This is a genomic window from Aporhodopirellula sallentina SM41 (genome assembly GCF_000346505.1).
In the GTDB taxonomy this organism is placed as follows: Bacteria; Planctomycetota; Planctomycetia; order Pirellulales; family Pirellulaceae; genus Rhodopirellula; species Rhodopirellula sallentina.
Map to the genome: position 1 here is coordinate 1 of NZ_ANOH01000457.1, position 13923 is coordinate 13923.

General features: G+C 56.2%; 11 protein-coding genes. 7 read left to right on the forward strand and 4 right to left on the reverse strand.

The genetic code is table 11. The features are described 5' to 3' along the window. Window positions 1-167: 167 nt before the first annotated feature. On the forward strand, window positions 168-467 hold the full coding sequence (locus RSSM_RS29800) for an MTH1187 family thiamine-binding protein (protein WP_008688681.1): 300 nt from the start codon (window positions 168-170) through the stop codon (window positions 465-467). A gap of 78 nt (window positions 468-545) precedes the next feature. On the opposite strand, the gene RSSM_RS32040 is transcribed toward RSSM_RS29800, so the two are convergent. From RSSM_RS32040 to RSSM_RS29820, 4 genes are all read right to left on the reverse strand, one after another. Then, window positions 546-1133, reverse strand: coding sequence for a DUF1579 domain-containing protein (locus RSSM_RS32040; protein ID WP_008688683.1), 588 nt, complete (start codon window positions 1131-1133; stop codon window positions 546-548). A gap of 155 nt (window positions 1134-1288) precedes the next feature. Next, a complete protein-coding gene (locus RSSM_RS29810; RefSeq protein WP_008688685.1) occupies window positions 1289-3136 on the reverse strand; it encodes a sulfatase-like hydrolase/transferase in 1848 nt (615 codons plus the stop codon). A gap of 46 nt (window positions 3137-3182) precedes the next feature. Next, on the reverse strand, window positions 3183-4697 hold the full coding sequence (locus RSSM_RS29815; RefSeq protein ID WP_008688687.1) for a sulfatase family protein: 1515 nt from the start codon (window positions 4695-4697) through the stop codon (window positions 3183-3185). Window positions 4698-4714: 17 nt separating this feature from the next. Further along, window positions 4715-6535 carry a sulfatase-like hydrolase/transferase gene (locus tag RSSM_RS29820; RefSeq protein WP_008688688.1) on the reverse strand — a complete coding sequence of 607 codons (1821 nt, stop codon included), beginning with the start codon at window positions 6533-6535 and terminating at the stop codon, window positions 4715-4717. 761 nt (window positions 6536-7296) lie between these two features. Between RSSM_RS29820 and RSSM_RS29825 the strand changes: the two genes are divergently transcribed. The 6 genes from RSSM_RS29825 to RSSM_RS29850 all read left to right on the forward strand — a co-directional run. Further along, the gene (locus RSSM_RS29825) at window positions 7297-7776 is read left to right on the forward strand and encodes a hypothetical protein (protein ID WP_044304022.1); all 480 of its coding nucleotides are present in this window, start codon (window positions 7297-7299) and stop codon (window positions 7774-7776) included. Window positions 7777-7901: 125 nt separating this feature from the next. Further along, window positions 7902-9107, forward strand: coding sequence for a DUF58 domain-containing protein (locus tag RSSM_RS29830; protein WP_144060225.1), 1206 nt, complete (start codon window positions 7902-7904; stop codon window positions 9105-9107). After that, window positions 9088-11331: a transglutaminase-like domain-containing protein gene (locus RSSM_RS29835; RefSeq protein WP_008688695.1), complete on the forward strand. Its 2244-nt coding sequence runs from the start codon at window positions 9088-9090 to the stop codon at window positions 11329-11331. The genes RSSM_RS29830 and RSSM_RS29835 overlap by 20 nt, the downstream gene beginning before the upstream one ends. After that, entirely contained in the window at window positions 11328-12281 is a 954-nt protein-coding gene (locus RSSM_RS29840; protein WP_008688698.1) for an AAA family ATPase, read from the forward strand. The genes RSSM_RS29835 and RSSM_RS29840 overlap by 4 nt, the downstream gene beginning before the upstream one ends. Next, window positions 12281-12775: a hypothetical protein gene (locus tag RSSM_RS29845; RefSeq protein WP_236621488.1), complete on the forward strand. Its 495-nt coding sequence runs from the start codon at window positions 12281-12283 to the stop codon at window positions 12773-12775. The genes RSSM_RS29840 and RSSM_RS29845 overlap by 1 nt, the downstream gene beginning before the upstream one ends. Then, window positions 12772-13923 (forward strand): permease (locus RSSM_RS29850; protein ID WP_008688702.1); only part of this gene is annotated, 1152 nt, incomplete at its 3' end. The genes RSSM_RS29845 and RSSM_RS29850, both read left to right, overlap by 4 nt.

Below are 13923 nucleotides of genomic sequence, written 5' to 3' on the forward strand. Positions count from 1 at the left end.
TTCCATATATCCAGATTTCTCGCCGCCAGCGGTCAGCNCTTTTTCCGGAAGTCGCTCACCGCCGAATCTAAACTCCCAGCACGCTACCTGCCGCGGCGTGAGTGGATAGACTTTGGGAACAGTGAACCAAAACCGATTGCGGCTCCACTCAAAAGGAAGCATCCGAGATGAAAGTCATCATTGATTTGTGCGTTGTCCCGATGGGCGTCGGTGTCTCGGTGAGCCAATACGTTGCCGAGTGTCAGAAAGTATTGCAGGAAGCCGGATTGAAGCACCAACTCCACGCATACGGCACGAACATCGAAGGCGATTGGGATGATGTTTTCGCGGCCGTTAAAGAATGCCACACGCGGGTACACGCGATGGGGGCTCCGCGCATCACGACGAGTATCAAAGTTGGAACCCGCACGGACCGTGACCAGTCCATGCAAGACAAAATCGACAGCGTCAAAGGGAACGACGCGTAGCGTCCTGACGCCCTCGCGCCGACGGCCGCGCGTCCATCAACCGGACGCGATTGTCACCTCCGATCCGAATCGGAATGGTTACTTCCGAGTGTAGACGATCTGCATCATCTTCTTCATTTCGGGTTGCCCCTCGAGTTGCCCGTACATTTCAAACACGAACTCGTCGTCTGACTTCAACTTCGTCACCATCTTGTTTTTCATTTCACCGAGCGGGCAGTGCGTTTCGCAATTCTCGGTGATCGTGTTGGTCGATTCGTCGTAGGTTCCTTCGGCGTACATGAATTGCGTCGACATGTTGTCCATCCAGGTGCTGTAATAAACCTGTTTGCCTTTGTCGTAGCCGAGGAAGCCGACTCCTTTGTACTCCATGCCATTGAATTCGCTTTCGAATTCTTGCTCGATCGCTCGACCACCCATCTTGGATTCAAATTCCGCCTCGCCCTTGGAGACCGTTTTCTCCATGCCGGGGAACATCGGGTACTCGGTCACCTCGCAGTCCCATTCACCCACAAACTTAGCGAGCATCTCATGCTCTTTGCCGGGGGTGCCGAGTTTGATCATTTGCTGCATCATGATTTCCATCGACGCAGGAGCCTGCGGCTCATCCGCATTCAACGGGCTGACAACGCAAAACAGCCCCACCAGAACCAAACACAACGTCTTCATTAGATTTCTCCAATCAGGTGCCAAGAGATTTCTCACCAGCCTACCGCGGCACGGCGAGCTATCCAATTTACCCGCGGGTGAATTCTCGAAGAATTTCGGTTCAAGAATGGCATCGCGAAAACGATGCGGCACGATGACTTCCGTCGAGACTACGATCAGTTCGTGGGCAATAAAGCGTCCGGAATGTCCACCTTCTTATCGTCCGCACCTTCCGCGAAATTGCTAATCACGAAACTGTTCGGTTGGCTCCAGTCGCATTCCACACGCCCGTCGCCGAGCACGATGTTACCGAGCTTGTTGCGAAACCATGCGGCGAGTTCGCGATACTCTAAATCGTTAGCCACGTTGTTGCGTTCGAGCGGATCACGCTCGAGGTCGTAGAGAGCCAGATCGACTTGAGCGACAGGAGCTTCCAGTGCCCATTTCATATCTTTGCCGAAGTTCTCTTCGTTCACTTGGCCGGAAAACGGTCGGCTCCGCATCGAGAAACGGAAACGGTCGGTGTACAGGTAGGCTCGTGGTCCGGCAACGAGGTGAATTTCACCGACGATGTATTCGCGTTTGGGCGCCGCACCTGATGCCACGTCGAACAGACTAACCCCGTCCAGGAAGTCAAATTGTGGATCGGCTAGGTCAACACCTCCGGCCGACAACATGGTGGGAGCAAAATCAACGAACTCGACCATGTCGTCACAATGCCCGCCCGCGGGAACGAGTCTCTTGTCGCTGGCGACGACAATCGCGGCATTGCCGACCGATTGCCCCCATGGACCAAATTTCGCTTCGATGCCTTGCTCCCCGAGATGCCAACTGTGGTCACCAATAGTGAAAACAATTAGATACTCCTGACCGGCCGTTTCGCAGTACATCTTGAACGCGTCGACGGCCTTTCCAATTTGTGCGTCGCCATGCGCACAGAACGCGTAGTAGTCCTGAATCGCCTGCAGTTTCTCCGCATCGGTCATGCCGTCAACTTTGCATTGGTTGTAAAGCTTTGCGAGTTGCGGCGGAAGTTTTGCGAGTTCTTCTGCGTCAAAGTCGGGCACGCGATACTCTTTCGTTTTGAAACGATCGCGGAACGATTTGGGCGGCAACACGGGCGTATGGGGGAAATGAAAACCGAGGTGAATGAACTGCGGTTTGGATGGATCAGCCCCTTTGCGTTGTTCGCCCCAAAGGGTCTCGTACGCTCGGTTGGCATTGGCCAGATAGTTCGCCATCTCCGTCGCGATGTGTGCGTCGGCGGTGTCGTCGGCTGGCTTGGGGTTCTCACCACCGAAGATCAACGACTTCAGACCACCGCACGTGTAAGAGCGGAGTATTTCAAACTCCTCGTTGGTTCGAGCCAACTCATCCAGATCTTCCTGCGTCGGCTTTCCCTTGCTGCGTTTGAGGAAGTATTTCCGCTGACGCCCGTCCGGGTAAAAGACAATCTCTGTACTGCCCAAGAGCCCACCTTTTCCGAAGGCGACCAAACTGGCAACGTCACCAACTCCGTTCTTCTGCAAACTGTGCTTGTTGTGAACTTTCACATCGTAGAAACCTGGGTCATGAAAACCTTGGCCGGGCCCCCATCGATAGATATACGGGTCATCCTTGCCGAACGAAGCGGTGACATATCCTTGCTCGCGAAGAATCTGCGGGACGACCGGCCGAACGAAATCGGGATTTTGGTGCGTCAACTCGAACGCGTAGTGACCGTTGCGAAACGGATAGCGTCCCGAATGCATCGACCCACGCGACGGACCGCATGCCGGCGAGTTGCACATCGCACGGGTGAAGAGGATACCTTCGGCGGCGAGCTGATCGATATTGGGTGACTCGACATAGCCGAGTGGACTTTCATCCTGCCCGTAAACGATCCGGTTGTAAGCACATACCGAATCGGGCCGTTGATCATCGGTGATGATCCAAAGAATGTTGGGTCGTTCGTTTTCGGCAACCGCGTATGACGGTGGAGCGATCGCGAACAACGAAGCCCAAACGACCAGGAGGCGTACCATGATTCAATTCTCTTGTTGCGTGAGGAAGTCGAGCGGCCATCCCGCCTCAGCGTCCCGGTGCGGTGGGTCGACCGGATTCGACGATGTCCATGTATTCTTGGAACATCTGCTCCACGATCGTTTTGAATTCTGGATTGCTGATTAGGTTTTTATCTTCGTGCGGATCATCTTCGAGGTGGTAGAGAGACTTTGGTTCGAACACCGTCCGCTTAAAATTGCTTTGGATGATCAATTTCCAAGGCATCCGACGGAGCATCAACTCTTGGTTTGCACCTGCCTGATTGATGAAATATTCCCGCTTCTCGAAGTTGCCGTTTCCGGTCAACAGCGGCAACAAGTTATTCGAGTCCTGAGCCTGCCCTTTGGGAATTTCAGTACCAACCAACGACGCAAACGTGGCCACCATATCCTGGTTCACAACCAACTCGTCACTTACCCCTGGTTCGATATGCCCCGGCCATACGGCAAAGGTCGGCACGCGGTGCCCGCCTTCCAACGGCGTGTTCTTTGAACCGTTCCACTCGCCGCCGGGTTGATAGCCGATTTGTTTGGCTGCTTTCTTATCCTGCAACCCGCCATTGTCGGCCGAGAAGACAAAGAGCGTGTTTTCGAACTCGCCGGTTGCTTTTAGGGCGTCGACGATTCGTTTGATCTGCATGTCGAGATCGGCGGTCATATCGAGGTGTGGCGAGACAGAACTGCCTTTGACTTGCCGACCGTCAAACTCGTCGGTCGGGCAGTGCGGCAGGTGCACCATCGGGCTGCAGTAGTAGAGGAAGAAGGGCGAGTCCTTCTCTGCGTTTGAGTGGATGAAATCGACCGCTTTGGACGAAAGGATTTTGCCGACCTGACGCGTGTCCCAATTCGAATCTCCGGGACCGGGGCCTTTGTCGCTGACGTCCTTCGGGTTCTTGGCGACGTCTTCGTTGAAGAACACAATTTCCGAATCGTCGGCCCACGGGTACCACTGCTGATTCTCGTAGAACAAATACATCGGCCCTTGCACACCACAAGGCGTGGTGAAGTCGTAATCGAATCCACAGTACTTTGGACCGCGGCCGATCCATCGTGTCACATCGACTTTCCCGATCAGGTCACCGGACTTGGGGCCTCGATAAATGGTCTTCGTACCGGGGACGTAGAAGTCACCACCTAAATGCCACTTGCCGATGAAACCAGTGCTGTAACCTGCATCGCGAACGACAGTGCCTAGAGTGACCTCACCTTCCTTGAACGCCGACCGTGCGAACGTGCTCCACACTCCCGGCGGTGCGTAGGAACGGTAGTTGTTGTTGCCACTCATCACGGCATAGCGAGTCGGTGCACATAGAGCGGTCGCGGAATGCCCGTCGGTAAACCACAGTCCCTGCGCCGCCAACGAATCAATGTTGGGCGTTTCTACGAATGGTTCTTTATTCTGAATCGCTCGTGCATAATAGCTGACATCGCCGAGTCCAAGATCATCGGCGAGAACGAAAACAATGTTCGGCCGGTCCTCTGCGTTTGCCATTGCCGGCAAGAGCGCAGCGACCGCGAGAAAGAGTGCGAGTATTCTGAGCAATGGAGTATTCCTTCGTATTAGAAGTTGAGTTTTCTATCGTGAGCGCCCGGAGCAAAGTTACTGCGGAAGACTTCCGTTCCGAGTGCCTTGTTACCGCCCCAATCGACTTCGACACGATTGTCGCCGAGAACAATGTTGAGCAGTTTTTCCTTCATCGCGCTGGCGACATGTTGGAATTCCGGATTGAACGCGAGGTTGTTAACTTCCTTCGGATCGGACGGCATGTGATAGAGCGCCGGATCGAGGTCTTCGTACGATGTGTTTCGAGCCCAATCCATGTCCTCGCCACGCTTTTTGCTGGGTCGCGTTTGCATCGAGAACACATAGTCTTTGGTTCGAATGAAGGCACGCGGGCCGATAACGGCATGGCTTTCACCGATCACGTAGTCACGTGATGGGATCTCGCCCGAGACGATTCCCGCCAAGTCACTGCCGTCGAGATAGTCGTATTTCGCGTCATCCAAATCCGCACCGGCGGCGGCGAGAATGGTCGGCGCGATGTCGACGAATTCGGTGAAGTCGGTCACAACCTTGCCGGCGGGAAAAGCTTCTTTGTCTGACGAGACAACGACAATCGGGTTGTGACTGTCGACGTCCCAAGGCGTGAACTTGGACACCGAACCGTGATCGTTCAGTTTCCAACCATGATCGCCACAAACGTAAACGATCGTCCAAGGTTGGTTTTGCGATTCGCTGTACTCGATGAACGCATCGGTGGCTTGCCCGACGAGCGTGTCGCCATACGCACAGAACGCGTAGTAGTCCTGGATCATGGCGAGCTTTTCCGCATCGGTGAAATGATCCGAATAACCGTGGGCGACTTGCTTACGGAGTTGAGCCGGCATGGTTTCGAGTTCTTTCTCGTCAAGAACCGGGATCTTGTAGTCGTGCTGTTGGAAGCGTTTGCGATAGTCGGCGGGTGGCAATACAGGCGTATGCGGGAAGTCAAATCCGATGTGGCAGAATAACGGCTTGCTCGTATCAACACCGTCATAGTCTCGCGAGCCAACTCGGAACGCTTTGTTTTGGTTCCTTAGAAAGTCGACGAAGATCGATGCGTAGTACCCGTCGCGGGTCTTCCCGGCTTCCCGAGCGCTGACGCCGGCGAGGATCATCCCACTGTCGACATGTTTGCCCTTCTTCTTGTTGTAGTGACGCAGGAGGTCATACTTTTCCATCGTCATAGCGGCGGTGCCGGCATACTCTGGCATCAACTCCTCGAGTTCGAGCGAACAGTATTCACGTGTGCCATCTGGGGTGACAAAGTACTCGAGACTTTGGAATGGTTTGTCAAACTTCCGGCCGTTGATGACAGAGATCCAATCTTTCCCCCACGCACACAGCCCGTCTTTGGCGAGATCTTTGAAATAGAAACTCTGTTGGTAGATCGGATGCGGGGCAGCCCATTTCCCTTTGATGGTTTTGATCCGGACACCCAACTTACCAACGTGTGTTGTCTGGTAGCCGAGCTCCGCCATGGTTTCCGGGAGCGTTGGTCGGCAATGCTCGGCGTTGTTGTTGTGATACTCGAATTCGTAGATCCCAGAACGGAACGGGTATCGCCCGTAGTGCATCGATGCCCGCGACGGGGCACACCCTTGAGCCTGACAGTACGTATTGATGAAGGTCGTCCCCATCTGGGCCAATCGATCCGTGTTGGGTGACTCGACATAGCCGAGCTCACTCATTTCGCGGCCGTGCAGCATCTTGTTGAACGCGCGGATCGAGTCGTATCGATGGTCGTCGGTCAGCACCCACAGCACATTGGGCTGAGTGTTTTCGGCGTGCACGAGTGCCCCCGTGACAATCCATAGAGACAGAAGCAGCAGGTATTTCATCGTCCGAATCTCCGGCAGAGGTTGTATTGGTAATTGTTTCGAGTGGGCTGTTTGAGCCCGTGCAATCACAGTCCCTCGTTGCTCGGCCGGGCAACACCCCATCACGATAGGGAAGACACGCGGCGGGTTGGCTACGCAGTGGGATGGTTTTCCGGAGCGAACTCCGAACAGGTTGGGTAGGAACTACGAGTCGAATGGCGGAGCACTGCTGCCGAGACACTGCTGCCGAGACACTGCCGAGAAAGACACTGCCTGGCAAGACACTGCTGGCCGGGCGACTGCGGGAAACAAGCGTCCTCCCGAGAGGAGGTTGCTCAATGCCAATGGGTCGCCATCGCGCGGCTAAGGGCGGGTAAGGGGACTGGTTGTATCCGCAGATGTCCGCCAACCGTTTTTTGTCAACAATTAACTACGTGCTTTTTACGCGAGGGTTCCTGGTCGCGTAAGCCGGCTGGGTCGATGGCAATATGTCGCGTCTGGGTGTAGCCCGCAGGGACTGCGAAGTCGCCCGCCGTGACAACAGCCTCTTTTTCGGCACAGCCACCCGCCCCTCCACAAGGGTAAGTCTTGGCACCAGGAGATGGTGTTCCCACGTGGTTCAGATTTGATAAATCTCGGAAAACGCCACCGGAGTCGTGAACAATCGCGGTTGACGGCGAGTATCAGCAGAGCAGAATACAGCTCTGCTTGGCAGACCGTTGCACCAAGGGCAAGTGCCCTCGCTGACGCTTTGCACAGCTTTCTCTTTTGACTTCCCAACCGTGTTCCAACCACGCCTTCAGACGGTTTCTCTCCTCCTCGTGTCGTTGCTGACCAGCAACGTCGCAGGATGGTTGCACGTCGGATGCTGTGGGCCCGAGTCGTCTTGTGGGACGATTCAACACTCGGTTGGAGAGGCTCAGTCATCAGGCGGAGCCACTGCCGAACTCTCCTGCTGCTGCCATCACCACTGCCACGGCGCGGCCACCGCATCAAACGGGCCATCTTCGGACGTTCCCAACTCCGAGACTCCGTCACAGGATGCTCCCTCGCACGAGCACGACCCGGATACGTGCAGTATCTGCCAGAACTTCTACCTGTCGCGTCACGCGATGGCGATGCTGGCTGTGTTCGTCACGGCAACGATCGAGCCGACACCTCGGGGCATCGCTCCGGTAGAGGACTTCACGCTTTCGAGCATCGAACGGTCGGGACCGCCCGTTCGCGGGCCTCCGAGTGCGCCAAAGCACTCGTCTGTTTAGAAGTCAGCAGATCCCTCTCCCACGCCAGCCTTAGGTCCGTATGCGCCTACGCGCTGCCATTGGGTTTGCGAGTGGAACGCGGCTGACTTCCTGCCCGTTTCTCTCCGTTCTCAAGGCTCGGTCCCATGGCAACTGCCCATGCTGCGCCTCACGAAAAAGGTTGGCTGTCACGCATGATGACGACCGACTTTTGTCCGTGGGCAAATCGTTTTGTTTATTGGCTCAAAGAACCCGTCGGCTGGTTTGCGTTGGCGACTCTCGCCAGTGTTCTCATTGGATTGTATTTCAGCCCGATCGGTTGGCCCCTCGCCGCTTCGTTGGCCACCATCATCGCGACCGGAATGGTGTGGCCATGGATCGCGGTTCGCGTGACGCGGTGTGAGCTTCGCCCGTCCACCAATGCGGTTCACGAAGACGATTCCTGCCGAATGGTAGTGAGCGTTCACAACCGTTTGCCAATTCCCGTCATGGGATTGGCGATCGAAGGATACCTTGACTCCCAAACGACCGACGAAAACCGACCCAACGTCGGACTGACGCGGGTGCCTCCGTTGTGTCGAGCGGACTACGGGTTGGAGGTCACTCCGGAATTGCGGGGGCACTACCCCGTGGTGAAACCCAAAGTCACGTGTTCGTTCCCTTTTGGAATCTGGACGGCTCGCCGTGACCTGTTCGCCGTTGACTCTTTAACAGTCTGGCCCAAAGCCTATCCGATCAACGGCGTTATGCCGGTCACCGGTCTCGACAACGCGAACGAAGGCGAAGGGCATCGAGGCGGTCAAAGCGGTGACTTCGTTGGCGTCCGAACGTTCCGACGCGGCGACTCGGCCAAACACGTGAACTGGGCCGCATCGGCACGCTGCGAATCGCTGATCGTGACCGAACGCGGTGATCCGCAAACGTCACGCGTGCAGGTCCTGCTAGACACCCACCTTCATACCGACCGGGAGTCGTTGGCCCGCCGCGTCCGCGTGGCGACGAGCATCCTCGTATCGCTGCATCAATCACGAATCGCAGCCGACGTTCGATTGGGCAAACGACCACTCCGGTATGGTTCTGGCGCACACGGTCGCCGAAAGATGCTTGATGCCCTGGCAGACATCGCGATCGACGGCGAGGCCTGTGACCCGGTCGAACCGTTTGGCAATTGCCCGAACATTTGCATTACCGGTTCGATTCATGGCGACGTGATTGTGCGTGTGGAAAATCCACTCGGTTGCCGACGTGGCAATGGGAACCGCCGCCAATTCGTATTCGGACGTCACGAAAATCTGTCGGTTGCTCTGGCGGGCCTCTGGAAGGAGGTGCAGTATGCAACGCTTGCTATCTGACCTGCTGTCCAATGCCAATTCAAAACTGAGCCGCCAATCGGTCGAAGCGACAGTCCTCGCATTCCTCGCCTTGTTCGCAGTCAGCGCTCTGCGTTACGGGGTCGAATCGAGAACCCTATTCATCGCGGAAATGCTCGGCATCGCGTTTTGCTTCACCGGTGCCCTGTTTGCATCGAGTAAAACGCCAATCATTTCAGCGGCGGTTCCTCTGGTGCCGTTGGTCGCAGCGTTCATTGCTCGTTTCACGGGATCACCGATCGCCTACGAAATGACCATGTTGACGATGCTCGGTGCTGCGGCTCTCGGCATGGCGATCGGTTCGGCGAGAACGCGTGCCACCTCATTAATCGCATCCGGATTCTTAACCCTTTTCGCGGTGGCAATTTCCGATAGCCAGTATGCCGTATTAATTGCGATTACCTGGATGGCGGGATGCGTGTGGCATCTCGTGGCCAACCACTGGGAACGTTTGGATTTATGTGCGGTTGAAAACGTTCAACGTTCCCACGGCGTTCGCCCTGCCTCTGTTTTGGCCGCGGTCGTACTTTGTGGCATCAGCGGTTGGTTTGTTCGAGATCGATTCCATGATTCCACTCAGTTGACGTTTGGCTTCATGCCGACGAGCGGTGGATCGAAGTGGTCGGACCCGGCCGCTCGCAGTGGCGTCGGAACCGGTGATGCGGCGATTGCTGCGAGAGACCATGCGGAATCGTTTGGTGCGGTGGAGTCGGACCTGTTCTTGGAATCCACCGAATCGACGCTGTTTGACATGTTCAGCGATTCCATTGGTGAACCCAAACGGAAGATGAAGTGGGAACGCCGCCAAGGCTTGACCGCAGAACGCGTCTTGGAAGCTCACCAGAAGACCGCCAAGAGCGAGAAGGGTGGCAATTCTTTTTCCATCGATCGCATGCCAGCCGAAAAGCATCTGAAACTGAAAGATGCCGTTGAGAACGCGGTGATTCAGTGGGCAGGTCCGACGGGCATCCGGCTCGCGATGAACCGTTACGATTCATTCGACGGTGTGGAATGGTCCAACTCCGCATCCCATCGAAATGAGAATCTCGTTCGACAAGCCAACGAAGGCGCGGCATGGTTCTGCGATCCTTCGCTCGTGATCCGAAAGACCGGTGATTCTCAACCGAACACCGCCGTCAATCAACTCAAAGTGCTGCGTTTGGATTCGACACGGTTGCCGACGCCGATGATGACGGCGGGTCTGCACATCAAAGATGTTGATCGACAAGACTTCTTTGCAATCGACGACGATGGCTGCTACTTCATGCCCGGTCGTGAAAAGGTTCCGCAGATGACCGTCGTGAACATGGCGTCACAAACGGTCCTCGAAGACGTCCTGTGGGAGCAGGTGTCTACCACCGACTCCGATGAGCCTCAGGAGGCAGAATTGGCCGACTTGGTCGAGTCATGGACCGCTGACTGCGAACATCCTCTCGAGAAACTACACGCGATCGTCGATCGGCTGAGGAATGAGTTCACGTTTGACCGGACGTTTGCGACTGACTCGGATACACCAGTGTCGGAGTTTTTGAAAACCAAACGGGGAGGCGACCATCTCTTCGCGACGACGGCGACGTTGATGGCGCGAGAACTCGGTCTGTCATCACGCTTGGTCACCGGTTTTTATGTCCGACCGACCGCGATCGACGTCGGCGCGGGGCACAGCAACGTGTTGCCGGAGGATGTCCACGTTTGGACAGAAATCCAATTAGCCGACGGTCGTTGGTTTGAAATCGAACCAACCCCAACGTTTCAACAGCCGATCTATCGTCCGTCGATGTGGTTGGTCACCAAGCGATTCGCCGCGGCGTATTGGATCCACGGTCTTATTCTGCTCGCCGTTCTCGCAGTGCTGTACGCGACACGCCTGACCTGGATCGACCTTGGATTGGGTGCGTTGTATCCGATCGGTTCGATGGTCTGGCCGCGAGGCCGGGTGTCGTTGGCGATGCGAATCCTACAAACCCGCGCGAAACTCGCCGGTTGCCCTCGCCGACCTGGCCTTCCGCAGCGCGATTGGTTGCTATCGCTGACGTCCACCCACGCTGCCCTTCGGGAGTCCGCGGGTCGGTTTTGCGACGCGGCCGATCAGGCTGCCTTCTCCTCACTCCCTGGTGTGCTCCACCAACCATCTCTTTCGAATGAACTCCTGATGAATCTCAATATCAAAACGATCCGACGACTCGCATCGGAGCCGCGCTCATGAGTGTCACCGACATCACTGCCGACACATCTCCACAAACGGAGTCATTGATAAAACTCCGCGAGCAACTCAACCGCGTGCTACTGGGCAAGAGCGAGGCGGTCGAAATGGTCATCGCCTGTTTGCTTTCTCATGGCCACCTGTTACTCGATGACCTCCCGGGAACCGGCAAGACAACACTCGCCAAAGCGATCGCTTCGTGCGTTGGAGGAAAACTCGCTCGTGTGCAGTGCACACCCGATTTATTGCCGTCTGACGTGACCGGGTTCAACCTGTTCAATCAAAAGACACGCGAGTTTGAGTTCCATCCCGGACCGGTCTTCTCCGACGTGTTGTTGGCGGACGAACTCAACCGAACCACACCGAGGACTCAAAGTGCGTTGTTGGAGGCGATGGCGGAGCGGCAAGTCACCATTGATGCATCCCCTTATCACCTATCGAAGACGTTCTTCGTCATCGCGACTCAGAACCCGATCGACTCCCACGGTGCGTATCCGCTGCCGGAAGCCCAACTCGATCGATTCACCATCAAATTGAAAATCGGCTATCCCGATCGCGCCTCACAAATCGACATTCTTGAAGCAGCCTCGGGCAAGGAAACTGCGGTCGACACACTCTCGAGCGTGTTATCGCTCGAGGAGTTGGCAACTCTGCAGGAAACCGCTCGTACGATCACCGTTCACCCTCGGGTACGTGAGTATCTCGTTGATCTCGTCGACGCGACCCGCAACGAGCCTGCGATCCAATTGGGTGTCAGCCCGCGAGGCATGCTGTTGTGGCAGCGAATCGCTCAGGCATGGGCGATGCTGCAAGGCCGCGACTTCGTAACGCCGAGCGACGTCGTTCATGTCGCCGGCCCCGTGCTCGCGGTGCGTTTGCTCACCACGACCGAAAACGTCGACGACGTGATCGAACGCTTGCTTAACTCCGTCCCCACTCCGGAGTACCGATAATGAGTTTCCGTACCTCCCTGACACGAATGAACATCGCGTCGCCTGGTCGGCGTCTTGTCTTCGCTTCGCTCGCCTTCCTCAACCTTACAACTCCCATACTCATCACCGGTTGCAGTTCGGACGAGGAAACCGCCAAGACCTCCCACTTCGAGCACGACCACATCATCGCGGATCACTGGCCCGATGACTTGCTGGACCTGTCGGTGAAGATACGCGATCGCCTCTCCTCACCGGAGACCACCGAGCAAACCCGTTCGGAAATCGATGACCTCGTTAGTTGGACAGCAGAGATTGCCGCCGACACCAACCTGCCCGAACAGGATTGGGAACCGCTCTACCATGCGTCGGAATCCATGATCGCGAATCTTCGTCGCGACCCCAGCAACCTCTCCGACAGCAATCGCATGCAGTTGGAATCGCTCTGTGACCTGATCGAAGTTTCCTCGACCAAGATCCCCGATCAACTCCCCATTTTCGTGAAAGACGAATCATGAATCAATCCGTTTCGATGATGCTGACCGGGGGACTGATCCGAGTCTTGCAGGGCTTCGCTCAAGCCGCCCCGACGTTGTTGGTGGGATTGCTGATCGCGTCCATTCTTCGGTACTACCTCGGGCATCAGGGCACCCGGCGTTTGTTTGGTGGTGACCAATGGCGATCGTTGCCACAGTCTTGGTTGGTGGGCATGTTGTTGCCGGTTTGTTCGATCGGCGTTCTTCCGATCTTGTTTGAAATGCGTCGAGCCAAAGTTAAACCGGGGGCAATGTCTGCGTTCGCGTTATCGGCTCCTCTGTTTAACCCTCTCTCGCTTCTTTACGGCCTCACGCTCAGCCGACCGTTGGTGATCATTCTCTTCGCGTTGGGTTCGCTGATCGTGGTCACCACGTTGGGACTCTTCTGGGACGCGTTCATCAAGCGATCGAGCCACGAGGTTTCCGATGAGGACCCGAACGACTCGCAGGGTGATCACCTCATTGGGATGCGCCGGATCGCTGCCACCGTGGTTCACTTCGCTCGGGAAGCAACCGGCACGACTCTGGGAATCACATTTGTCGCGTTGTCAGGTCTCGCGCTGCTCGCCGCCGTCCTGCCATACGGTGCGATGCAACATTCGGTGGAACGGGACGATTGGTGGGCACCGGTCAAAATGCTGTTTGTCGCGGTTCCGGTTTACGCGACACCGATGCTCGCGATGAGCCAAATGGGCATGATGTTCCAACACGCCAATTCACCGGGTGCTTCGTTCACTTTGCTGATTTTGGGCGCGGGTATGAACTTTGCAACGCCGCTATGGTTTGGACGTCACTACGGATGGAGGTCGGCATCTTTGTGGATGATGTCGTTGTTGCTGATTGTGATGGGTATCTCGTACGCGATCAACAAACCGCTAGTGCCGCCGGGCGTCGAACCAGCCGGGCACACCCACGCGTTTGACATTTACACCAACCCGCTGACGGCGTACCACTCGATTTCGTTGTCGACCATACAAGAGATGGTGGGCAAAGATCTCGACGTCAGCGTGATCGCCGCGCTCGTTGCGCTCGCTGTCGTTGCCGTGTTTGGTTTGGGTTGTCGCGCGTTTGGTATCGACGAAGCCTGGTTGGTGAAGAACGCCAAAACCCATTCGTTGGCTTCCTCGCTC

Coding starts and splice junctions, on each gene's coding strand:
- RSSM_RS29845 (WP_236621488.1), top strand. CDS start 12,281: ATGAGTTTCCGTACCTCCCTGACACGAATGAACATCGCGTCGCCTGGT.
- RSSM_RS29810 (WP_008688685.1), bottom strand. CDS start 3,136: ATGGTACGCCTCCTGGTCGTTTGGGCTTCGTTGTTCGCGATCGCTCCA.
- RSSM_RS29800 (WP_008688681.1), top strand. CDS start 168: ATGAAAGTCATCATTGATTTGTGCGTTGTCCCGATGGGCGTCGGTGTC.
- RSSM_RS29835 (WP_008688695.1), top strand. CDS start 9,088: ATGCAACGCTTGCTATCTGACCTGCTGTCCAATGCCAATTCAAAACTG.
- RSSM_RS32040 (WP_008688683.1), bottom strand. CDS start 1,133: ATGAAGACGTTGTGTTTGGTTCTGGTGGGGCTGTTTTGCGTTGTCAGC.
- RSSM_RS29820 (WP_008688688.1), bottom strand. CDS start 6,535: ATGAAATACCTGCTGCTTCTGTCTCTATGGATTGTCACGGGGGCACTC.
- RSSM_RS29830 (WP_144060225.1), top strand. CDS start 7,902: ATGGCAACTGCCCATGCTGCGCCTCACGAAAAAGGTTGGCTGTCACGC.
- RSSM_RS29840 (WP_008688698.1), top strand. CDS start 11,328: ATGAGTGTCACCGACATCACTGCCGACACATCTCCACAAACGGAGTCA.